Origin of the sequence: Pikeienuella piscinae (assembly GCF_011044155.1) — a bacterium.
In the GTDB taxonomy this organism is placed as follows: Bacteria; Pseudomonadota; Alphaproteobacteria; order Rhodobacterales; family Rhodobacteraceae; genus Pikeienuella; species Pikeienuella piscinae.
This window is the reverse complement of the sequence record NZ_CP049056.1, coordinates 3,706,922-3,728,290: the sequence shown is the minus strand read 5'-3', so window position 1 is coordinate 3,728,290 and position 21,369 is coordinate 3,706,922. Positions and strand designations below refer to the sequence as shown.

General features: G+C 66.9%; 23 protein-coding genes. 15 read left to right on the top strand and 8 right to left on the bottom strand.

Translation table 11 applies throughout. From position 1 onward, the window contains the following. Positions 1–10: 10 nt before the first annotated feature. Positions 11–1,456 carry a sensor histidine kinase RegB gene (gene regB / locus G5B40_RS17755; protein WP_246209607.1) on the bottom strand — a complete coding sequence of 482 codons (1,446 nt, stop codon included), beginning with the start codon at positions 1,454–1,456 and terminating at the stop codon, positions 11–13. Positions 1,457–1,588: 132 nt separating this feature from the next. Here regB and G5B40_RS17750 point away from each other — a divergent pair, with 132 nt between their 5' ends. Continuing rightward, positions 1,589–2,221, top strand: a complete 633-nt coding sequence (locus G5B40_RS17750; RefSeq protein WP_165101471.1) for an SCO family protein — start codon at positions 1,589–1,591, stop codon at positions 2,219–2,221. Here G5B40_RS17750 and G5B40_RS17745 read toward each other — a convergent pair. Next, positions 2,191–3,090 (bottom strand): DMT family transporter, encoded by a 900-nt coding sequence (locus tag G5B40_RS17745; RefSeq protein ID WP_165101468.1) that lies wholly within the window; start codon positions 3,088–3,090, stop codon positions 2,191–2,193. The two genes, G5B40_RS17750 and G5B40_RS17745, sit on opposite strands and share 31 nt — an antisense overlap. Positions 3,091–3,263: 173 nt before the next feature. On the opposite strand from G5B40_RS17745, the gene G5B40_RS17740 reads away from it, so the two are divergent. Further along, positions 3,264–3,818, top strand: coding sequence for an ActR/PrrA/RegA family redox response regulator transcription factor (locus G5B40_RS17740; protein ID WP_165101465.1), 555 nt, complete (start codon positions 3,264–3,266; stop codon positions 3,816–3,818). Between the two features lie 3 nt (positions 3,819–3,821). Here the strand turns inward: G5B40_RS17740 and G5B40_RS17735 are convergent, their stop codons facing one another. Genes G5B40_RS17735 through accD form a run of 3 tightly spaced genes read right to left on the bottom strand, consistent with a single transcriptional unit; the run spans position 3,822 to position 7,020 of the window. Next, positions 3,822–4,736, bottom strand: coding sequence for a DMT family transporter (locus G5B40_RS17735; RefSeq protein WP_165101462.1), 915 nt, complete (start codon positions 4,734–4,736; stop codon positions 3,822–3,824). 50 nt (positions 4,737–4,786) lie between these two features. Next, positions 4,787–6,073 carry a bifunctional folylpolyglutamate synthase/dihydrofolate synthase gene (locus G5B40_RS17730; RefSeq protein WP_165101459.1) on the bottom strand — a complete coding sequence of 429 codons (1,287 nt, stop codon included), beginning with the start codon at positions 6,071–6,073 and terminating at the stop codon, positions 4,787–4,789. Continuing rightward, positions 6,070–7,020, bottom strand: a complete 951-nt coding sequence (gene accD, locus G5B40_RS17725; protein ID WP_165101456.1) for an acetyl-CoA carboxylase, carboxyltransferase subunit beta — start codon at positions 7,018–7,020, stop codon at positions 6,070–6,072. Before accD ends, G5B40_RS17730 begins: the two co-directional genes overlap by 4 nt. A gap of 388 nt (positions 7,021–7,408) precedes the next feature. Between accD and G5B40_RS17720 the strand changes: the two genes are divergently transcribed. The 6 genes from G5B40_RS17720 (at position 7,409) to G5B40_RS17695 (ending at position 11,586) form a co-directional block, all read left to right on the top strand. Next, positions 7,409–7,870, top strand: coding sequence for a thioesterase family protein (locus tag G5B40_RS17720; RefSeq protein ID WP_165101453.1), 462 nt, complete (start codon positions 7,409–7,411; stop codon positions 7,868–7,870). Between the two features lie 163 nt (positions 7,871–8,033). Further along, positions 8,034–8,429: a hypothetical protein gene (locus tag G5B40_RS17715; RefSeq protein ID WP_165101450.1), complete on the top strand. Its 396-nt coding sequence runs from the start codon at positions 8,034–8,036 to the stop codon at positions 8,427–8,429. 65 nt (positions 8,430–8,494) lie between these two features. Beyond that, positions 8,495–9,352, top strand: a complete 858-nt coding sequence (locus G5B40_RS17710) for a branched-chain amino acid aminotransferase (protein ID WP_165101447.1) — start codon at positions 8,495–8,497, stop codon at positions 9,350–9,352. Between the two features lie 100 nt (positions 9,353–9,452). Beyond that, on the top strand, positions 9,453–9,662 hold the full coding sequence (locus tag G5B40_RS17705; RefSeq protein ID WP_165101444.1) for a hypothetical protein: 210 nt from the start codon (positions 9,453–9,455) through the stop codon (positions 9,660–9,662). Between the two features lie 56 nt (positions 9,663–9,718). Then, on the top strand, positions 9,719–10,903 hold the full coding sequence (locus G5B40_RS17700; protein ID WP_165101442.1) for a CaiB/BaiF CoA transferase family protein: 1,185 nt from the start codon (positions 9,719–9,721) through the stop codon (positions 10,901–10,903). Next, entirely contained in the window at positions 10,900–11,586 is a 687-nt protein-coding gene (locus tag G5B40_RS17695; protein WP_165101439.1) for a glutathione S-transferase N-terminal domain-containing protein, read from the top strand. The genes G5B40_RS17700 and G5B40_RS17695 overlap by 4 nt, the downstream gene beginning before the upstream one ends. Positions 11,587–11,770: 184 nt before the next feature. On the opposite strand, the gene G5B40_RS17690 is transcribed toward G5B40_RS17695, so the two are convergent. Continuing rightward, a complete protein-coding gene (locus tag G5B40_RS17690) occupies positions 11,771–12,130 on the bottom strand; it encodes a hypothetical protein (protein ID WP_165101436.1) in 360 nt (119 codons plus the stop codon). A 106-nt stretch (positions 12,131–12,236) separates the two neighbouring features. On the opposite strand from G5B40_RS17690, the gene G5B40_RS17685 reads away from it, so the two are divergent. The 7 genes from G5B40_RS17685 (at position 12,237) to G5B40_RS17655 (ending at position 20,195) form a co-directional block, all read left to right on the top strand. Further along, positions 12,237–13,259, top strand: a complete 1,023-nt coding sequence (locus G5B40_RS17685) for an aspartate-semialdehyde dehydrogenase (protein WP_165103818.1) — start codon at positions 12,237–12,239, stop codon at positions 13,257–13,259. Between the two features lie 195 nt (positions 13,260–13,454). Then, the gene (locus tag G5B40_RS17680; RefSeq protein ID WP_165101434.1) at positions 13,455–13,742 is read left to right on the top strand and encodes a ribbon-helix-helix domain-containing protein; all 288 of its coding nucleotides are present in this window, start codon (positions 13,455–13,457) and stop codon (positions 13,740–13,742) included. Positions 13,743–13,864: 122 nt separating this feature from the next. Then, complete coding sequence (locus tag G5B40_RS17675) at positions 13,865–14,260, top strand: VOC family protein (RefSeq protein ID WP_165101431.1); 396 nt, start codon at positions 13,865–13,867, stop codon at positions 14,258–14,260. A 42-nt stretch (positions 14,261–14,302) separates the two neighbouring features. Continuing rightward, positions 14,303–14,827, top strand: a complete 525-nt coding sequence (locus G5B40_RS17670) for a Twin-arginine translocation pathway signal (protein WP_165101428.1) — start codon at positions 14,303–14,305, stop codon at positions 14,825–14,827. Between the two features lie 13 nt (positions 14,828–14,840). Further along, positions 14,841–16,412: a GMC family oxidoreductase gene (locus G5B40_RS17665; protein WP_165101424.1), complete on the top strand. Its 1,572-nt coding sequence runs from the start codon at positions 14,841–14,843 to the stop codon at positions 16,410–16,412. 590 nt (positions 16,413–17,002) lie between these two features. Then, positions 17,003–17,968 carry an NAD(+) diphosphatase gene (nudC, locus tag G5B40_RS17660; protein WP_165101421.1) on the top strand — a complete coding sequence of 322 codons (966 nt, stop codon included), beginning with the start codon at positions 17,003–17,005 and terminating at the stop codon, positions 17,966–17,968. Positions 17,969–18,194: 226 nt separating this feature from the next. Beyond that, a complete protein-coding gene (locus G5B40_RS17655) occupies positions 18,195–20,195 on the top strand; it encodes a mechanosensitive ion channel family protein (RefSeq protein ID WP_165101418.1) in 2,001 nt (666 codons plus the stop codon). Positions 20,196–20,273: 78 nt separating this feature from the next. On the opposite strand, the gene G5B40_RS17650 is transcribed toward G5B40_RS17655, so the two are convergent. Further along, on the bottom strand, positions 20,274–20,651 hold the full coding sequence (locus G5B40_RS17650) for a DUF2852 domain-containing protein (protein WP_246209606.1): 378 nt from the start codon (positions 20,649–20,651) through the stop codon (positions 20,274–20,276). Positions 20,652–20,747: 96 nt separating this feature from the next. Continuing rightward, a complete protein-coding gene (locus tag G5B40_RS17645) occupies positions 20,748–21,368 on the bottom strand; it encodes a TetR/AcrR family transcriptional regulator (RefSeq protein ID WP_165101415.1) in 621 nt (206 codons plus the stop codon). Position 21,369: the final 1 nt, after the last annotated feature.

Genomic DNA, 21,369 nt, shown 5'->3' with positions numbered 1-21,369 from the left:
CGCGCGGAGCTCAGATATTGTCGAGCGTGAAGCGCTCATTACGGCCGAGCGCGCTGCGCGCCTCGACCTTCGGGGCGATGATGGCGCCCTCGGGCCAAACCGCCGCGACCACCGCGCCGGGCGGTCGCTGACGCTCCAGCTGCACGCCGCGATTCCCGCGCCGCTGAGCGCGGTCGGAATTCGCGAACGAGAGTCGCGCGCCGGTGCGCTCCAGCAGCGTCTTGGCGATAAAAAGCCCGAGTCCCATGCCGGTATGCGGCTCCCCCGCCCCGCCGGAGCGGCCCGGCCGACTCGCGGCGCGCGCACGCGACGTGACGTAAGGATCGCCCAGCCTCTGCAACAGCTCTTCGGGAAAACCCGGCCCGTCATCGCCAATGGTTATGCGCAGAGCGGCGCCCGATGAATTGACGTCGATCCAGATCGTCGTCGCCGCGAAATCCACGGCGTTCTGCACCAGATTCCGAAGCCCGTGCACCAATTCGGGGGTCCTCCTCAGGATCGGTTGCGCGTCGCCGACCGTCTCGGCCAGCCTCCCGTCGATCCTGAGAATGATCCGGCGGCCGCGATCGGCATGGGGTTCCGCAGCTTCATGGATCACCGCCGAGGCCGGCGCGCTCCTGACCTGCGCGTCCGCTCGGCCGCCTTGCGCCAGGTCGGCGAGAATGTCGCGACACCGGTCGGCCTGCGCCCGGATCAGCTCCGCATCCTCACGCAGCTCCGGCTGGTCGGAAAGTTCGCCGGCGAGCTCGGCGGAGACCAGCTTGATGGTGGCGAGCGGGGTGCCCAGTTCATGCGCCGCGGCCGCCGCGAGCCCGCCGATCGCCGTCAGTCGCTGTTCGCGAGCCAGCGCCGCCTCCGCCTCGCGCAGGGCCCTCGACATCCGGTAGGTCTCGACCGAGACCCTGCGGGCGTAGAAGGTCATGAACAGAACCGAAATCGTCAGCGCCACCCATATGCCAAAAATGTAGATCGGCGGCGCCGTCAGCCGCTCGCCGCTGGCGAGGATCAGCGGCAGGCTCCACTGCGACATCAGCGCGATCAATCCAAGCGCGGCCGCGCTGACGACCAGAGTCGAACGCAGCGTCAGCGCCGACGCGGATATCGTCACCGGGGCGAGCATGAGCATGGCGAACGGATTGGCGAGACCGCCCGTCATCATCAGCAGGATCGAGACCTGCCCAAGATCGAACAGCATGGAGAAAGTCGCCGCCCGCTGGCTGAGCCGCATCGTCGCCGGGAAGACCTGCATCGCGATCACGTTGAAGATGACCGAAACGGCGATGGCGAGGGCGCAGAGCGCGCGCGGCGGCTGAACGCCAAAGACCTGATCGGCGGCGATCACCGCTGTCGCCTGACCGATGACGGCGAGCCAGCGAAGCGTGGTCAGCGTCTGCAGCCGCACCCAGCGGCCCGAAGCTTCGCCGCGCGTCATCTCCTGAAAAAGCCAGTTCGCCATTTCGAACAGGTAACATTGACGCGAGACGCCGCCTAGACGCCGCGCGCACCGCCGCATATCGCCGCGCCGGTCTGGCGCGGCGCGCGCGGGAGGCGTATCTCGCCCCAGTGAAAATCGACAGGAGATCAGCCGATGCCCAGCACCAGAACCTACGCGATATCAGCGGCGTTTCTCGTCGCAGCCGGACTCGGCGCCGGGGCGTGGTATGCGATGTTCTCCGGCGGTGATTTCGCGGATTGCGGCGGTGGGATCTCCACCGGCGGCGCTTCGATCGGCGGCCCCTTCACGCTGGTTTCCGAAACCGGTGAGACGGTGACATCGAAGCAGGTGATCGACGGCCCCACGCTGATCTATTTCGGCTATACTTTCTGCCCCGACGTCTGCCCGGTCGACGCCGCGATCATGGGGCAGGCGACCGACCTTCTGGCCGAGCGCGGCTACGACGTGAAGCCGGTCTTCGTCACCATTGACCCTGAACGCGACACGCCCGAAGTGCTGGCGGACTTCACCGCCAACGTGCATCCGAAGATGCTCGGCCTCACCGGCTCGCCGGAAGCGGTGGCGGCGGCGGCCGACGCGTACAAGGCCTATCACGCGAAGCAGGATTCCGAGGACCCCGACTACTATCTGATGGATCACAGCGCATTCATCTACCTGATGACGAAGGGCGACCGCTACCTCGCGATTTTCCGTCACGGCGATGCGCCGGAGACGATCGCCGAACAGACCGCCTGCTATCTCGACGCGGTCGCCAACGGCGCCTGAGCCGGCTGCGTCACCAGCCGAACGCCCAGCGTCGCGGCGCCAACGCCGAGGAGTTCGGCCCAACCGCTCCCCTCGTCGAACACCAGCACCGCCATCAGCGCGGTGACGCCGGGCACGAGAAAGAAAAGGCTCGCCGTCGCCGCGGCTTCGCCTTTGCGCAGCAAGAGATAGTAAAGCGAAATCGCCCCGAGAGAGAGCCCGGCCACCATCCAGCCGAGGGCGAGGGCGAACTCGGGCGTCCAGTGGATCACGCGCTCCTCGAAAAACATGGCGGCGGCGCCGGTGACAAGACCGGCCGCAGCGAACTGGATCGCGCTGTCCGTGACCAGCCCCGCCGTGACCGCGCGTTTCTTCTGCAGGATCGAGGCGAATGAGATCGAGATCAGCGCGAGAAAGCAGAGCAGGACGCTCGTGACGTCGATGGCGCCCAACTCAAGCTTCCGCCCTACCACCAGCGCGACCCCGCCGAGGCCGAGCGCCATGCCGGCCCATTGGCGCGGTCGCAGCGCCTCGCCAAGCATCGGTCGGGCGAGCAGCGCCGTGGCGATCGGCTGCAAACCGACGATCAGCGCCGTCAGCGCCGCCCCGACGCCGAGCCAGATCGCGGTGAACACCCCGCCGAGATAGAGCGCGTGCATCAGGACGCCGACGATGACGGCGCCGACAGGATCTACTGGTCCGCCATCGCGCAACTCCCCCGCCATCCATCCCCAGAGGCCGAGCGCCGCCGCCGCCAGCGCGAAGCGCAGCGTGAGAAACGTCATTGGTTCGGCGTAGGGCAGACCGTATTTCGCGCCGATGAACCCAGTGCTCCAGAGGAACACAAACAAAGGCGCCGCGATCTGCCTGATGCCGTGGCTTTCTCCCATGTTCTCGGCCTTTTTGGAGACGGTTGCAGGACAGACCTGAGTGGGCGCGCGCGTCGCGAACGCCAAGTGCACGATTGCACGGTCCGGCCGCCCGCCGGCCGGTTTGCGCGCGCGACTTCATCAGGTTATGAAGCTGAAAAACGCAGCCCCGCCGCATTGAATGGGAAAACCGGATGGTTGAGGATGTAGCCGCCGCAATCGGGCCAGACAGATCGCTCCTGATCCTCGACGATGATGAAGCGTTTCGCCGTCGCCTCGCCCGCGCGATGGAGAAACGCGGCTTCGAGCCGGTCATGGCGGAAAGCGTCGCCGAAGGGCTCCGCATTGTCGAAAGCGCGCCGCCCGCATTCGCCGTGGTCGACCTCCGGCTTGAGGACGGCAACGGTCTAGATGTCGTCGAAGCGCTGCGCGCGGGGCGCGACACGGCGCGGATCGTGGTGCTGACCGGCTACGGCGCCATCGCCACCGCGGTCGCCGCGGTGAAAGTCGGCGCGACGGATTACCTCTCGAAGCCGGCCGACGCCGACGACGTCACGGCGGCGCTGCTGGCTCAGAAAGCAGTGAAGCCGCCTCCGCCGGAGAATCCGATGTCCGCCGACCGGGTGCGCTGGGAGCATATCCAGCGGGTGTTCGAGCTTTGCGACCGCAACGTCTCGGAAACCGCGCGCCGGCTCAACATGCATCGTCGCACACTTCAACGGATCCTCGCCAAGCGCAGCCCGAAATAACCCTCAGATCGCAGGCGGGGCCGGCCGGGTCAGCGCGCGCGCCGTCATCTGCTCGCGATAGATGATGTAGAGTCCGGCTCCGACCGTAACCGCGATGCCGAGAGCCGCGAGCCCGTCAGGAAGATCGCGGAACACTAGCCAGCCGATCAGCGTCGCGAAGGGAATTTCAAGATACTGCATCGGCGCCAGCGTCGCCGATGGCGCGAAACGCAGCGACCATGTCATCAAGAGATGCGCGACGGTGCCGAGAACACCGATCGCGACAAGCAGCGCCACCTCTCGTCCGGCCGGCCAGACCACGTCGAGATCGGGATGGAGGCCGCCCAGCACGGCCCAGGCCAGCGCGAGCACGCCGCTCGCCATCAGGCCGGAGACGAATTGCAGCGCCAGCGGGTCCGCCTCTTTCGCGATCCGTCGCGTGACCAGCATGAAAAGCGCGAAGACAACCGCGACGACCAGCGGCAGCAGCGCCGGCGCGCCGACCTCCGTGAAACTCGGCTGGACGACCAGCATCGTTCCGAGGAAGCCGACCGCACAGGCCGAAAGCCGCCGCGGCCCGACTTCCTCGTCGAGAAAGAACCGCCCAAGCAGCAGCAGGATGAATGGCATGACGAAAGCGATGGCCACCGCGTCCGCCAGCGGCAGAAAGCGGAGCGAAGCGAACATGGCGCCGATGCCGGAGATATGCAGCGCCGTTCTGAGCGCCGACAGTCGGAGCACCCGGTTCGAAAGCCGCATCCCGCCGCCAGCCAGCACCAGCGGCGCGAGGAGCGCGGCCTGGATGGCGAAGCGGACGAGAAGCAGCTGGAGCAGCGGTATCGTCGCGCCGAGAAGCTTCGCCATCGAATCGCCCATCGGCGCCAGCGCGCAGAAACCGAGCATCAGAAGGACGCCAAGAAGCGGACGATCAGTGGCCATGGCCTGCTTTAGGCTGCGGCGGCGCGGCGCGCAATCGCCGCCCCGCCCGTTCAGCCGGCGCCGGCCTTCAGCACCGCGCCCGCAAGATAGAGCGAGCCGCAGATCAGCACCCGCTTCGCCCCCTCGTCCAGCGCGCGGGCGAGCGCCTCAGCGACATTCGCCTCCGCCGTCGCCGGCACGCCGGCCGACTCGGCGAACGCCGCCAGCGCGGCGGGCTTCACCGCCGAAAGGTTGTCGGGGATGGCGACCGCGTGGAGCCGCGCGGCGACGCCCCGGAACGAACCGATGAACCCCGCCGGATCTTTCGTGTCGAGCATCCCGCACACGAGATGCGTCTCCGCTTTCGGCATGGCTTTGAAATGCGCGGCGATCACGACGCCCGCCGCCTGATTGTGCCCGCCATCGAGCCAGAGCTCGGCTTCCGCCGCCGCCGCGACTTCGGCGAGCGCGCCTTTCGTCAACCGCTGGATGCGCGCAGGCCAGACCGCGCGCGCCGGCGCGACCTCAACCGCCGCATCGTCGACGCCAAGGGCGCGGAGGGCCGCGACGCCGGCGCCGGCGTTGTCGACCTGGTGCGCGCCGCGCAGCGCCGGCGGCGCCATGTCGAGCAGTCCATTCGCGTCGCGAAAAACGAACCGTCCCGCCTCCAGCCCCGCCATCCAGTCCTGCGCATACAGACTGAGCGGCGCGCCGCACGCGGCGGCCCGCGCTTCGATCACGCCGAGCGCGGCCTCGTCCTGAGGACCGACGACGCAGGGAACGCCGGCTTTCAGGATGCCGGCCTTTTCCGCAGCAATCTCGGCGATGGTCTCGCCGAGATATTGCTGATGGTCGATGGAGACCGGCGTAATTACCGTCAACGCCGGGCGCGCGACGACATTCGTGGCGTCAAGCCTGCCGCCAAGCCCGACCTCGAGCAGCGTATAATCGGCCCGGTTGCGCGCGAACGCCAGAAGCGCGGCGGCGGTGGTGATTTCAAAGAAGGTGATCGGCGCGCCGCCATTGGCGCCCTCGCATTCAGCCAGCAACGCCGCCAGCGCGTCCTCCCCGATCGGCGCGCCGGCAATCCTGATCCGCTCATGGAACCGGGCCAGATGCGGCGAGGTGTAGGCGTGCGCACTCAGCCCCGCCGCCGCCAGCCCGGCGTCGATCACCGCGAGGGTGGAGCCCTTGCCGTTGGTTCCGGCGATGTGGACGACAGGCGGCAGGTCGCGCTCCGGATGGCCAAGCCGGGCGAGCAGCCGCTCAAGCCGCTCCAGCGTCAAGTCGATGATCTTCGGATGGAGCGCGAGAAGTCTTTCGAGAATGACGTCCGAGCCGGGCGGCCCGGCGCTCACTTCTTCTTGTCCTGCGCCTTGGGGGTCTCGGGCGCCGGCGCATCGGCCTCTTCCTCCGGCGCGGGGGTCGGCGCGGGCAGGTCGCCGTATATGCGAGGCGGCATGTTCAGGAGCAGCCGCAGCACCGTCGCCAGCTCGTCGCGCATCTTGCGGCGGTCCACGACCATGTCGAGCATGCCGTGCTCCAGCAGGTATTCGGCGCGCTGGAAACCTTCGGGCAGTTTCTCACGGATCGTCTGCTCGATCACCCGCGGCCCGGCGAAGCAGATCAGCGCGTTCGGCTCGGCGATCTGGATGTCGCCCAGCATGGCGTAGGAGGCGGTGACCCCGCCGGTGGTCGGGTGGGTGAGGATGACGATGAAGGGGAGCCCGGCCTCCTTCACCATCTCGACCGCGATCGTGGTGCGCGGCATCTGCATCAGCGAGAGGATCCCCTCCTGCATCCGCGCGCCGCCTGCTGCGGCGAAGACGATGAGGGGAGCGCGGGCCTTCACCGCGGCCTGCGCGGCGGCGATCATCGCGTTCCCCACGGCGACGCCCATCGAGCCTGCCATGAAGCTGAAATCCTGCGCCGCCGCGATCACCTCGACGCCGCCGATCGCGCCGCGGGCGACCAGCATCGCCTCCTGCTCGCCGGTCGCGCGGCGGGCGTCGCGGAGGCGGTCGGGGTATTTCTTCTGGTCGCGAAAGGCGAGCGGGTCGGCTTTCGCCTCCGGCGTCTTCACCTCGACGAGGACCCCGTTGTCGAAGAGCGCGGTCAGACGCTCACGCGGGGTGATCGCCATGTGATGGTCGCAGGACGGGCAGACATGGAGGTTGTCGGCCAGCTCGCGATGAAAGATCATCTGGCCGCATTCGTCGCATTTCGCCCAAAGATTCTCCGGCATCTCGCGCCGAGAAAAGAGCGAGTTGATCTTCGGCCGGACGTAGTTCGAGATCCAGTTCATCGGGTTCCCCGTCGCCCCATTCGGGCGCTCTGGCGCGCCGGCGAGAGATAATCCGCGGGGCGACGGATTGCAACGCGAGGGGGCCAGCGGGCGCAACCAATGTTCTAAGGTTCAAGATACTGTGCAGTCACAACTAAGATCACTGATGAATTCTCTATTAAGGGAAATAACCCCAGCGCGCGGGCAGTTTCGAAGCAAGTCGCGCTTTCTCTCGACGCCAGCCTGCCTCCCGCGCCCGCTGCGGGACAGAAACCACCCCGCCGCAATGCGCCGCGGCGTCGCCCTGGCGGCTGTAGTTGACGAAACCCGGCATGCGCTCGCCGGGAAGGCATTCCGTCAATTGCGCTGACCGATTAGAAAGGGCTGACGCGAAAGGGACCGCCGCGACATGCTCGAACTCAGACGAACCTGCCCGGGATCGTGGGTCGATTTCAACGGGCATATGCGGGACGCGTATTACATGCTCCTCGTGAGTTTCGCCAATGACCGGACCATGGACGAGCTGGGCATGGGGCCGCGTTACCTGCGGGAGACGGGGCGTACACTCTACAATCTCGACATGCGGGTGCGCTATCTGAAGGAGGCGCATCGGGGCGACCGGCTGCTGGTGGAGATGCGGCTTCTGGCGGCGGATGCGAAGCGGCTGCATCTGCATTCCATGATCCGCAACGAGACGACCGGGGCGGCGCTGGCGGCGGTCGAGGCGGTGCTTCTTCATGTCGATCAGGCGGCGGGGCCGGCGGCGGCGCCATTTCCGCCCGAGGTCGCGGCGCTGATCGCGGCGCGTCTGGCGCGCGACGCCGGGCCGGCGCCGGCGATCCGGACCGGCGGGGTCGGGCTGACGCGCTGACGGGCGGCGGAGCACGCGCGCGGGCCTCGATGTGAACAATCTCACCCGGCCGCGCCGGACCTTGTGAGCCAGGTCACATCCGGCCGGGCGGGGCCATTGCGTCGCGCCGGGGCGGCTCCATCTGCAAAGTGCAGACCTTGAAACCCCACGCAGGAGACAAGTCATGCCATATGATCGCATCCATTCAGACGACGGGCGCGACGCGTCGACCTCCTCCACCGCGTCATCCGGCGGCGACAGCTTCGCTTTTGTCGCCAGCCCCGCGATGGAGATCGAAGATACGGCTGCGACCGCTCCCTTCGACCGCATCGTCAACGACACGGTCCAGGGCGACCAGCCGACGGCAACGGACTTCATCCCCGTCGGCGGCGCCGGGAACGACACGCTCTACAGCTTCGCCGGAGACGACGACGCGGCGAACGGGGTCGCGGATCCGGCGGTTCCCTTTCACCGCCTCATCAGCAACACGACCTATGGCGGCTTGAACCTGACCGGCGACGGGAGCGGGGATGACGGGGGCGGCGCTTTCGCCGCCGTCGATGACGCGCTCCTCCTCTGAGCGCCGCACTTGCCCCGGCCGCCGCCGCGCTCTAGGGGTTTTTCGCGCAATGGCGGGAGAGAGCGATGAGCGGGCGGCGGATCTGGACCTGGTTTGAAGGCGAATGGCGCGAGGGCGCGACGGCGATCCTCGGCGCGGCGGATCACGGAACCTGGCTCGGCTCGCTGGTCTTCGACGGCGCTCGCGCCTTCGACGGCATGGTTCCCGATCTCGACCTCCACTGCGCGCGGGTGAACGAGAGCGCGCGGCGCATGGGCCTCGCGCCGAAGCTGTCGGACGAGGAGGTGACGGCGCTGGCGCGTGAGGGAATCGCCAAGTTCCCCGCCGGCACGGGGCTCTATATCCGCCCGATGCTCTGGGCGAAGACCGGCGGCATGTTCATGATTCTGCCGGAGCCGGAAAGCACATGCTTCGCGCTCTGTTTCGAAGAGCGGCCGATGCCTGCGCCGGACGGGATCACCATGGGCGCGACGCGCTATCGTCGCCCGACGCCGGACTGCATGCCAGTCGACGCGAAAGCCGCCTGCCTCTACCCCAACAACGCCCGAATGCTGCGCGAGGTCGCCTCGCGCGGCTTCCAGAACGCCATCGTCCGCGACGCGATCGGCAATATCGCGGAGACCGCGACCTCGAACATCTTCATGGTGCGCGACGGCGAGGTGCTGACGCCGATTCCCTCCGGCTGCTTCCTGAACGGAATCACCCGCCAGCGGGTCATCAAGCTCCTGCGCCAAGACGGAGTCACCGTACGCGAGCAGACGCTCGTCATGGAGGACTTCATGGCCGCAGACGAGATATTCACCACCGGCAACGCTCTGAAAGTCATGCATGTGACGCAGCTGGAGGATCGGAACCTGCAATACGGGCCGATCTCGCGCCGTGCGCGCGAACTTTACTGGGATTACGCCGCGAGCGCCGCCTGAGCGGCCGCCCGGCCCGCATGACGGGGTTGCGCCACGTCATGCTGCAGCGCCCGGAGCAGCACCCTATATATGCTGCAACGCAACAAAGACGGAGGCCGTCATGCCGGCCGACTTCCCCAGACTGAGTCTTGCGGCCCTCGCCGGGGCTGTGCGCCGCGGCGTCCGCGCCGCGCTGAACCGCCGTTGGGCGGCGCACGACCGACGCCGCTACGAGGCGATGACCGACGCCGAACTGGCCGTTCACGATCTCGACCGGGCCGGCGTCGCCGGCCGGATCCGCAGGCGTTACGGCGACCTCGCGCTTAGCTGATTTCCCCCGCGCCCCACGCCGGGCTAGGGTCGCGCTCCGACATGAAGGAGCGGCCAATGAACGGAACGAACGCGAGCGGACCCCTTGAAGGCGTGCGGGTGCTGGACCTCACGGCGATGATCTCCGGTCCGACGGCGACCATGGTGCTCGCCGATCAGGGCGCCGACGTGATCAAGGTCGAGCGCCCGTCTGTCGGCGACCATACTCGCGCCGTTTCGACCCATCGCAACGGCGTCTCCGCCAGCTTCGTCAACAACAACCGCAACAAGCGCTCAGTCGCGCTCGACCTGAAGCAGCCGGAGGCGTTGAAGGCGGCGTTGGCGCTGGCGGCGAGTTGCGACGTCGCGGTGCAGAATTTCCGCCCCGGCGTTGCGGAGCGGATGGGGCTGGGCGAGGCCGCGCTCCGCGCTGTGCGGCCCGATATCGTCTATGTCTCGATCAGCGGCTTCGGCGAGGACGGACCCTATGCGCAGAAGCCGGTTTACGATCCGCTGATCCAGGCGCTTTCCGGCCTCGCCTCGGTGCAGGCCGGTTCGGACGCTGAACGCCCGAAACTGGTGCGCACGATTCTTCCCGACAAGCTCACCGGCTTCGTCGCCGCGCAGGCGATCACCGCTGCGCTCTATCACCGGCTGAAGACCGGCGAGGGCCAGCATGTCCGCCTTTCGATGCTGGACGCCGTCGTCGCCTTCCTCTGGGGCTCCGACATGGGCGGGCGGACCTTCGTGGGCGATGAGCCTGACGCGGAACGCGCGCAAAGCTTCATGGATCTGATCTACGAGACGAAAGAGGGCTATATCTCCGTCGCCGTGCAGTCCGACAAGGAATGGGCCGCCCTCGCCCGCGCGCTCGACAAACCGGAATGGCTGGAGGACCCACGCTTCGCCTCCGCCGCGCTCCGCGGCGAGAATATCGACGCTCGCCTCGCGCTGACGCAGGAGGCGCTGATGGCGCGGACCGCCGCCGACTGGCTCGCCCATTTCGAAGCGCATGACGTGCCCTGCGCGCCGGTCCTGACGCGGCGGGAGATGATCCGGCATCCGCAAATTGCGGCCAACGGCGTGGTGATCGAAACTGACCACCCGATCGCCGGGCGGCTCCGTCAGGCTCGCGCCGCGCCGCGATTCTCAGCAACGCCGACCGCGATCCGCCGCCCGGCGCCCACCCTCGGCGAGCACACCGGCGAGGCGCTCCGCGAGGCGGGGCTTCCGGAAGCCGAGATCAGGGCGCTGATCCGATGATCGATTTTCACTACTGGCCGACGCCGAACGGTTGGAAGGTCGCGATCCTGCTGGAGGAGCTGGGCCTGCCCTACCGGGTCCGCATGGTGAATATCGGCGAGGGCGACCAGTTCGCGCCGGAGTTCCTGGCGATCAGCCCGAACGCCCGGATGCCGGCCATTCTCGACCATGACGTCGCCGGGCCGCCGGTTCCGGTCTTCGAGAGCGGCGCAATACTGCTCTATCTGGCCGAAAAGACCGGGCGGTTCCTCCCCCAGGACCAGCTCGGCCGGAAGGAAGCCGTCGAATGGCTGTTCTGGCAGACAGGCAATCAGGGGCCGATGGCCGGGCAGCACAGCCATTTCTTCAATTACGCGCCGGAGACCGAGCGCAGGCAGGGCTACGGGTTCGAACGCTATCGGCGCGAGACGATCCGCTGCCTCGACGTGCTGGAGCGGCGGCTGCAGGGACGCGACTGGCTGGCGGGCGAGGCCTACTCCATCGCCGACATGATGTGCTTTCCCTGGGCGCTGATCATGAAGGCGATGGAGATCCCGCTCGACCGGCATCCAAGCGTCACGGACTGGCGCGCGCGGGTGAAGGCCCGCCCAGCGGTGCGGCGCGGCGTCGCGCTCGGCAAGGAATCTCGGCCCAGCCGGCCGCATGACGACAAGGCCCGGCGAATCCTGTTCCGGCAGGAATGAAAGAGGCGCCGCAGCAACCCTCCCGCCCCCGGCGCCAGCGGGCCCGCGGCGCGCCGCGGCCGATGCGCCTTTGGCGCTGTTTCTTCCCCTCGCCGCAGGCGCGACATTCCCGCGCGCCGCGGGTGTGACGCCGGCCACGGGCGCTCCGTTCGACGCGGCGCCTGAGAAAAATCGGGGGCTTTCTTTAGCGCGGCAGGCGAAGCTCCAGCACCTTCGCGCCCCATCCGTGCCGGCTGTCATGCGCCTCGATCAGCACGGTTTCCACGCCGTCCGGAATCGCCACGCCCGAGAGCGACCGGGTGAAGGGCTGCTCATCGACGTGCGGATGCAGAAGCGTGCGCTCACCATAAACCGTCCCGTCCGGTCCGATGACGCGCCACGCGTCAGCGTAATGATCCCAGCCTTCGTCGGCATGATTCACCGTCACATCGAAGCGCCAGGCGGCGCCTGATCTCTCCGCCTTCGCGTCGATTACGGCGACCTCGCCGGCGACGGCCAGCGTGGTGAGAGAGCAAATGAGCGCGGCGATGACGAGTGATTTCATCGCCTGAACTTATCCCATCGTTCGTCGACGGCAATCCCCGGCGCACTGGCGCCGGCGCAGCGAAGGCGGTATGAGCGCGCCGGATCAGAACTGGAGTGAACCAGACATGGGCTACCGTATCGCCGTCGTCGGCGCCACCGGCAATGTGGGCCGTGAAATGCTGAACATCCTAGCTGACCGGGAGTTTCCGGCGGACGAGGTGGTTGCGCTGGCCAGCCGCAAATCGCTCGGCCAGGAATGCGGCTATGGCGAGAAAACCCTGAAGGCGCAGGACCTGGACAGGTTCGACTTCACAGGATTCGACATCGCGCTCTTCGCCATCGGCTCCGAGGCGACGAAGAAATACGCGCCGAAAGCGGCGAAGGCCGGCTGCGTGGTGATCGATAACTCCTCACTCTACCGCTATGATTCCGACGTGCCGCTGATCGTGCCTGAGGTGAACGCGGATGCGGTGATGGGCTATGCGAAAAAGAACATCATCGCCAATCCGAACTGCTCGACCGCGCAGATGGTCGTCGCGCTGAAGCCGCTGCACGACCGCGCCACGATCAGGCGCGTCGTGGTCTCGACCTACCAGTCGGTCTCCGGCGCCGGGAAGGCCGCGATGGACGAGCTCTGGAACCAGACTAAGGGTATGTATGTGCCGGGGCAGGAGGTCGAGCCGAAGCATTTCCCGAAGCAGATCGCCTTCAACGTCATCCCGCATATCGACGTCTTCATGGAGGACGGCGCCACCAAGGAAGAATGGAAGATGGTGGCGGAGACGAAGAAGATCGTCGATCCGAAAATCCGCGTTCACGCCACCTGCGTCCGTGTTCCGGTCTTCGTCGGCCATGCCGAGGCGATCAATATCGAGTTCGAGGAAGAGCTGGACGAGGAAGAGGCGCGTGAAATTCTGCGGAAGGCGCCGGGTATCCTCGTCGTCGACAAGCGCGAGGCCGGCGGCTACGTCACCCCGGTCGATTGCGTCGGCGATTACGCCACCTATGTCAGCCGAATCCGCACCGACCCGACGCAGGACAACACGCTTTCGCTCTGGTGCGTCTCCGACAACCTCCGAAAGGGCGCCGCGCTCAACGCGGTCCAGATCGCGGAGCTTCTGGGCCGCAGGGTGTTGAAGAAGGGCTGAACGACGGAGCGGACCGGGCGAGGCGATTCGCCTCACCCGGCCCTAAAGTCCCGTGATTTCGCGCGGAAATTGGTCGAGTAGGCCATTCGCGCGCACGCTGTTATGCTTTCCCCGCCGCAAGCGCGCGCCGCAAGCGCGTCGCCATTGAAAGACAGGCGCGGCTCCGAAGCCGCGCCCCGGGGAAGGAACGCCGCCATGTGCAGGATATTCGCGGGACAGGATCCCGCCCGATACGCCAGCGAAACCAGACACATCCGCCTCAATGGCCAGAGCACCAGCATTCGCCTCGAGAACGCCTTCTGGCGGATTCTCGATGAGATCGCCGCGGGCGAGGGCGTCTCCACGCCGGCCTTTGTCTCGAAACTTCATTCGGAAGTGCTGGAGCTTCGCGGCGAGCCGGCGAACTTCACTTCGCTCCTGCGGTGCAGCTGCATGATCTACATGGAGGGTCAGGCCGCCCCGGCGGCGATCGCCGCGGAATGACGCGCCGGACGGCCGGGCGGCCGGAGAGTCGGGCGATGTAGTAGGTCCATACTACCCCGCGCCGCCCCGCGCGCCGTTTACTCCCCTGAAAGGCGCATGGAGCCCAGGAGAGGGAGACGCAGATGGCGAAGGCGATCCACAGCATGATCCGGGTGCTCGACGAGGCGCGCTCGGTGGATTTCTACGGGCGCGCGTTCGGCCTGCGCGTCGCCGACCGCCTCGATTTCGAGAAGTTCACGCTGGTCTATCTGTCGAACCCGGAAACGGAGTTCGAGATCGAACTGACGATCAACAAGGACCGCGAGCAGCCTTACGACCTTGGCGACGGCTATGGCCATCTCGCCGTTTCGGTCGCGGATCTCGCGGCCGAACATGCGCGGTTCGCCGCCGAGGGTCTCAATCCCCGCAAGCTGGTGGAGTTCGCGCCCGACGGAAAGCTCGTCGGGCGGTTCTTCTTCGTGGCCGACCCGGACGGCTACGAGATCGAGGTTCTGGAAAGGGCCGGCCGGTTCAAGTGAGCGAACCCCAACAACGACACAACAACAAAGAAAGGGAGCAAGATGAGCGACCGAATTTCGAAAGCGACACTCAGCAGACGTGAGTTGCTGGCCCGAAGCGCGGCGATCGGCGCCGCCTTCGTCACCGGCCCCGGCTTCGTCGCCGGGCGCGACGCGGCCTGGGCGATGGAGACCACGGCGCTGGAGCCGAAGACCATAGCGACGCTGATCCAGATGGCGCGCGACATCTATCCGCACGATCGCGTCGGCGACGAATATTACGCCGTCGCGATGAAAGGCTACGACACCGCCGAAGCGGCGCCGGCCGTCGAAGCCGGGATCGCCGCGCTCGACGCCGCCGCGACGGGCCGGGGCCACGCCGATTACCTGAGCATCGGCTGGGAAAAGGACCGCGTGAAGATCCTTCAGGGGATCGAGAAAAGCGCGTTCTTCCAAACTATTCGTGGTGGGCTGGTCACCGGGCTCTACAACCAGAAGGAGGTCTGGCCGATCTTCGGCTACGAGGGCGAGAGTTACTCGAAGGGCGGTTACATCGACCGCGGCTTCGACGACATCGCCTGGCTCTGAGGGAGGATCAGCCATGACTGCGCCATTTGAACTCACCGACGACAGCGTCGTCGTCATCATCGGCACCGGAGCGGGCGGCGGGGTTCTCGCCAACGAGCTTGCGCAAAAGGGCGTCTCCGTCGTCTCGCTTGAGGCGGGCGGGCGCTATCTGCCGGAGGATTACGTCAACGACGAATGGGAAAGCTTCGGCCAGCTCGCCTGGACAGACCCGCGCACCACTTCAGGCGACTGGCGGGTGGCGAAGGACTTTTCCGGCCTGCCGGCCTGGATCGTGAAGGCGGTCGGCGGCACCTCCACCCACTGGGCGGGCGCCAGCCTGCGGATTCAGGAGCATGAATGGAAGGCGGCGACGAATTACGGGTCGGTGCAGGGCGCCAACCTGCTCGACTGGCCGATCGATCTGGCGGAGATGGAGCCCTGGTACGATCTCGCCGAAAAGAAGCTCGGCGTCACCCGCACCAATGGCTGGCCGGGCCTTCCCGGCAACAACAACTACAAGGTGCTGGAGAAGGGCGCGAAAGCGCTCGGCTACAAGGAGGTGCATACCGGCCGAATGGCGATCAACTCGGTCGACAATGACGACCGAATGGCATGCCAACAGACCGGCTTCTGCTTTCAGGGCTGCAAATGGGGGGCGAAATGGTCCTCCGCCTATACCGACATCCCGCGGGGCGAGGCGACCGGCAATCTTGAGGTGCGCGAGAAATGCATGGCGCTCCGCATCGAGCATGACGCGGACGGCAAGGTGACCGGCGTCGTCTACGCGGATGAATCGGGCGCCGAGCAGCGTCAGGCGGCGCGCGTCGTATGCGTCGCAGGCAATTCCTTCGAAAGCCCGCGCCTTCTTCTCAACTCCGCCTCGTCGATGTTTCCGGACGGGCTCGCCAACTCCTCGGGTCAGGTCGGACGCAACTACATGCGGCACATGACCGGTTCGGTCTACGCGGTGTTCGACAAGCCGGTGCGGATGTGGCGCGGCACAACCATGGCCGGCATCGTCCAGGACGAGGCGCGGCACGATCCGTCGCGCGGCTTCGTCGGCGGGTATGAGTTGGAGACGCTGTCCCTCGGCCTGCCGTTCATGGCGGCCTTCCTTGATCCCGGCGCCTGGGGGAGGGAGTTCACGACCGCGCTCGACGGCTACGAGAACATGGCCGGCCTCTGGATCGTCGGCGAGGACATGCCGCAAGAGACCAACCGCGTCACACTCAATCACGACGTCAAGGACGCGCATGGCGTGCCGGTGGCGAACGTCAAATTCACCGACCACCCGAATGACGTCGCGATGCGGACCCACGCCTACAAGCAGGGCGCCGCGATCTATGACGCGGTCGGCGCGACGCGGATCTTCCCGACGCCGCCCTATCCTTCGACCCATAACCTCGGCACCAACCGGATGTCGGAAAAGCCTCGAGACGGCGTGGTGAACAAATGGGGCCAGAGCCACGACATCGCCAATCTCTTCGTCTCGGACGGCTCGCAGTTCACCACCGGCGCGGCGGAGAACCCGACGCTGACCATCGTCGCGCTGGCGATCCGTCAGGCCGACGCGATCTCCGGGATGATGGCGAAAAACGAAATCTGACGCCGCCGGGCGCGGCGGCCGCCCGCCGCGCCCGGTTTTGCGGTGCGGCCGCGCGCGCACGTTCGGCGATTACGCCACCTATGTCAGCCGTATCCACACAGACCCGACGCAGAGCGACGCGCTCTCGCTCCGCCGCGCCTCCGACAACCTTCGCTAAAGCGTCGACGCGCCTTGCCGTGCGATATCATGCGGACCCCGGTAGCAGGGACCCACCCGAAACGCTGAAACCGACGCAGCCACATTTCGACGCAAGAGAGGACACGAAACTATGCTCATACAATGTATGGGCGCCGCCGCCGTCCGACCCGCCGGCATGATCAGGGCCGAGCCCGCTTTAGCGCGTCGCGTCGCAGGCGGTGACGCACAAAGCCTTTCGATCGCCCCTCAGCGGCGGCCGCCCCCCTGCAATTCTTCCCCTTTCAATCTCCGGGTAAGCGTTGATGTTCAACGCGACTCCTTCTTTGAGGCCGACCGAAAGGCCGACGTAATTGTTGCGCGACGCGGCGGCGTCCAAGGCGCGCGGAGAGGTCCAGCTCGACCGCGCGAGCCGGGGCTTGCCGGCCCGCGCGCGGCGGTGCATCTTCCCGGTCATGATCCCCGAATCCGAAGTCACATTCGCCGGCAGCTTCCTCGACCGCGCCGACCGTTTGCGCAGCAACGCGGACGAGGTGGCCCGCCTGCTTGCGGACCCCGCCTCGCAGGTCTCGGCGTTCTGGCGCGGCAAGCCACTTTTCGATCTCACGCCGGACGGCCCGCGGCTGACCTGGCTCTCCGCCGCCGACAGACTGGTTACGGAAAGCCCCGAGCCGCCGCTCTTCATGGGACTGGACGAGCGCGGTGTTGCGTATTTCGCAGCCGACGTCTCCCATATCGCGCCGCCGGACGAGAAACCGGCGGAGTTTGTCGATCGCCGGACGCTCGACCTTTCCGAAAAGCGCAAATTCGTCGACCTTCGCGCCATCATGGGCGATATCCACCATCACGACGCCGGCGTCGCCGCGGCCGCGAAGGGCATCTTCGAGTGGCGTCTGACGCACGGGTTCTGTTCGAATTGTGGCGCGCGGAACGAGGTCGTCTTCGCCGGTTGGCGCTTCGACTGCCCGTCCTGCGGACGCCAGCATTTTCCGCGCACCGATCCGGTCGTCATCATGTTGGTCCTCGACGGCGACAATGTGCTTCTCGGCAGACAGGCGATCTGGCCGGAACGGATGTATTCGCTTCTCGCCGGGTTCATGGAGCCTGGCGAGACGGTGGAGGAGGCGGTGCGCCGCGAGGTGATGGAGGAGGCTGGCGTTCCCGTCGGCGAAGTCCGCTACGTCACTTCGCAGCCCTGGCCCTTTCCCGCCTCGCTGATGATCGGCTGCGCCGCGCGGGCCGAGGCGACGACGATCCGGCTCGACGAGAACGAGTTGGAGGATGCGATCTGGGTCCCGAAGGACGAAATCGCCGCCGCGCTGGCCGGCCGCCATGACAGCATCGCGCCGGCCAGAAAAGGCGCCGTGGCGCAGGTCATCCTCAGATGCTGGACCGAGGGCCTGATCGACGGGTTCGACTGACCGGGGGCGTCAGGGACAGCGCCACGGCGCTGCAGACCGCTCCATCGCGGGCGGCCGGCAACGACATTGATCGACTCGCGCCCCGGCGTCGGGCGCGGCGGGGGCGCTCCCCCTCGTCCGCCCTGCTGGTGGACGGGGCTGGCTTCGCACCCTAATACTTTCCCCGCGCGCGGGCACGCAGGGTCGGCGGCGCGCGCCGAATACATGCGAAGGGGGAATTTGCCAGATGGCCGAAGATTCAGTCACGATCCAGCTTCCGGAGAATGCGGGGCCGGACCTCATCGAACGGCTCCGGCTCGCCTTTCCGGACGCGTCGATCGACGGCCTGCCGGCGGACGCGAACGCTGAGGCGGCGAGCGGTGTTCCGCTCGACAACGTCGTCGCGCGGCTCGTCGAGGCCGCGCCCGATCTTCCCGGGCGGATCGCCGCCTGGTGGAGCGGGATCGGCGGCGGTTTCACGCTGATTCTGACTTTCCTCATCTGCATCGCGATCGGGCTGGCGGTCGAGTACGCCATACATGCGCTCATCGCGGCGAAGAAAGATCGCTCGACAATCGGGGAGCCGTTCACCGTCCGCGCGCCGCGCGGCCTCCGGCGGCTCATCGTCCGGCTGTTCGGCATCGCGATCTTCTACGCCGCATCTGTCCTCGCCGCGCGGTTCATCATCGGCGATTCGGGCGGGGCCGGACCGGCCGGGTCCATGGAATCCGCCCGCGCGCTGATCATGGCGGTCGTTCTTCCTCGCACCCAATACACGATCGTCAACGCCCTCATCGCGCCGGGCGCGCCCGCGCGGCGCCTGATGGGCTTCACCGAAGATGAAGCGGCCCGCGTCAATCGGGCGACGCTATGGGTGGCGATCGCCCTGGGCGTCGTGCTGTCCATGCGCGTGATCGTCATACTCGCGTCAGGGGACGGCGATTCAGGCAAACTCGCGCTGATCGCGCTCACTGCGGGAAGCTCCGTCATCACCGCGCTTTATTTCATCTGGATCCGGACGCCGCTTCGCGCGCTGATGGGACGCGCCGCCGGAGAAGACCCCGCGCCGTCGCGCGTGGCGAGGCTGGCCATCCGACTCTTCACACCGTTCTTCATGCTGGTCATTCTTCTCGACTTTTTGGTCAAGATGGCGGGCCTTCTCGGCGCGCTCGGCGATGCATCGGTCAGGGCGTCGGGGCCGACGCTCTTTATCATCATCATGGCCTGCCTCGCCGTCGCCGGGCTCCGGGTCTGGAGCGCGGAAAGCAGTGAGCGTGGCGGAGCAGGATGGGGCGCCGGCGCCTTCGCCATCGCCGAAGGGGCGGTGATCCTGACGGCTGCGGTCACCCTCCTGCAGTCTTGGGGGCTCGATCCGTTCGCGCCGGCGGCGGCCAGCGGATTCGGCAAGTTCGTGCCCGCGCTCGTCGAGGCGTCGATGGTTCTGATCATCGGCCTCTCGCTCTGGCGCGTCGCCTCCATCCTGCTCGCGCCGCCCGAAGCGGCGGCCGACGGCGACGCCAATGAAGAGACGAAGGCGGAGCAGACGCGCCGGGACACGATCATGCCGATCCTGCGCAGCACCGCGCTCGTCCTCATCGCGCTCATGACCGCGATGACCGCGCTCGCGGCGCTCGGCGCCAATATCGCGCCGCTTCTGGCCGGGGCCGGCGTGTTCGGCCTAGCCATCGGTTTCGGCGCGCAGAAGCTCGTCGCGGATATCATCAGCGGCATGTTCTATCTTTACGAGGATTCGTTCCGCATCGGCGAATACATCGAAACCGCAAGCGGAAAAGGCACGGTCGAGCGGATCACTCTTCGCTCCATCGTGTTGCGGCACCCGCGCGGCGCTGTCTACACGATCCCCTTCTCCGATGTCGGGACGATCCAGAACCATAGCCGCGACTGGGTGACGATGAAGTTCAGCTTCGCAGTCCCCGCGAACACCGATCTGGAGATGGTTCGCAAAACCGTAAAGAAGGTGGGCGTGGCCCTCCTCGAGGATCCGGATGTCGGATCCAAGTTTCTGGAGCCGCTCAAGTCGCAGGGCGCGGTCGGGATCAGCGGCAAGAGCTACACCATCGCCTGCAAGTTCACGACGCGTCCGGGGGAGCAGTTCGCCGTTCGTCGGGTTATTTACGCGGCGCTTCAAAAAGCGTTGCAGGAGAAGAATATCGACCTCTTCGCACCGCAGTTGACCCTCGCCTCCGTCGACCCGTCGCAGACGGCGGAGCCGGCGCCGGCAGGGTGATCCACCACCCTCGCCTATGCGACGCAAGAAAAAAGGGGCGCGCTTTTCACGCGCCCCTTCGTCGTTGGAGAGGAAGGCTCAGGCCGTCGTCGGGTCGCTCTCGGCCGGCCGGTTGCGGTCGTTCATGAACTGATCGAACTCCGCCCTGTCCTTGGCGCGGCGCAGCTTGTCGAGGAAGCCGACAAAGGCCGAGCGCTCTTCTTCCAGTCGCCGCAACGTCTCCTCGCGATATTCGTCGAACGCGGCGTTACCAGTCGCATCGACTCGCGTGAATTTGCGGCGCCAGCCGCCATTGTTGCATCCCATCCTGCCACTCCAGAGCATGTAAAAGAGGATCGCCAGGCCGATCGGCCAGACGAAAACGAAGCCGAGCACCATCGCGGTGATCCAGGCTGGCTTGCCTTTCGAGTCCAGCCATGTCTCCGCGCGTTTCGGCCACTGAAGAACCTTGTCCACCTGATCCGCCTCCTTGCCGGCATGTTAATGTTAATCACATTCACATATTTGGGGGAGGCGCCTCGCGCCGTCAACCGCTTCATGTGAAAAAATCCATCAGGGCTCTTCGGGAAGGAACCCGAGCCCGCGCAGATAGATCGCCGCCCCCGCCTCAAGAAGCTCCTCGGCCGGGATCGGCGCGCGCCGTCGGGCCTCGTCGCCCCGGCCGAAGAGCGCGGTGACGCCGTGGCTGAGCGCCCAGAGATGGTAGGCCATCATCAGGACGGGGGGGCGCTTGTCCTCCGGCAGTTTCAGCGCCAGCGCGGCGCAGGACCGTTCCAGCGCGCGAAACGCCCGGTCCGCCGCCACCCTCAACTCAGGGTCATGGTCGGGCGAGACTCCGGCCTCGAACATCGCGGCGAAATAGGCGGGTTCTGCCTTCGCGAAGCCCAGATAGGCCCGCCCGACCCGCTCGAAGGACGAAAGCGCGGAGGGGCGCCCTTCGTCCCAGGCCGCTTCCAGCCGCCCGGCGAAAAGCTCGTAACCGCGGCGCGCCGTCTCGACGATCAACTCGTCCCGGTCCTTGAAATGCCGATAGGGCGCCGCCGGGCTGACCCCGGCGCGCCGCGCCGCCTCGGCGAAGGAGAACCCGTTCGGCCCCTTCTCCGAGATCAGCGACAGCACCGCCTCGACGAGCGCCGACTTGAGGTTGCCGTGATGATAACTGTTGCGCGCCATA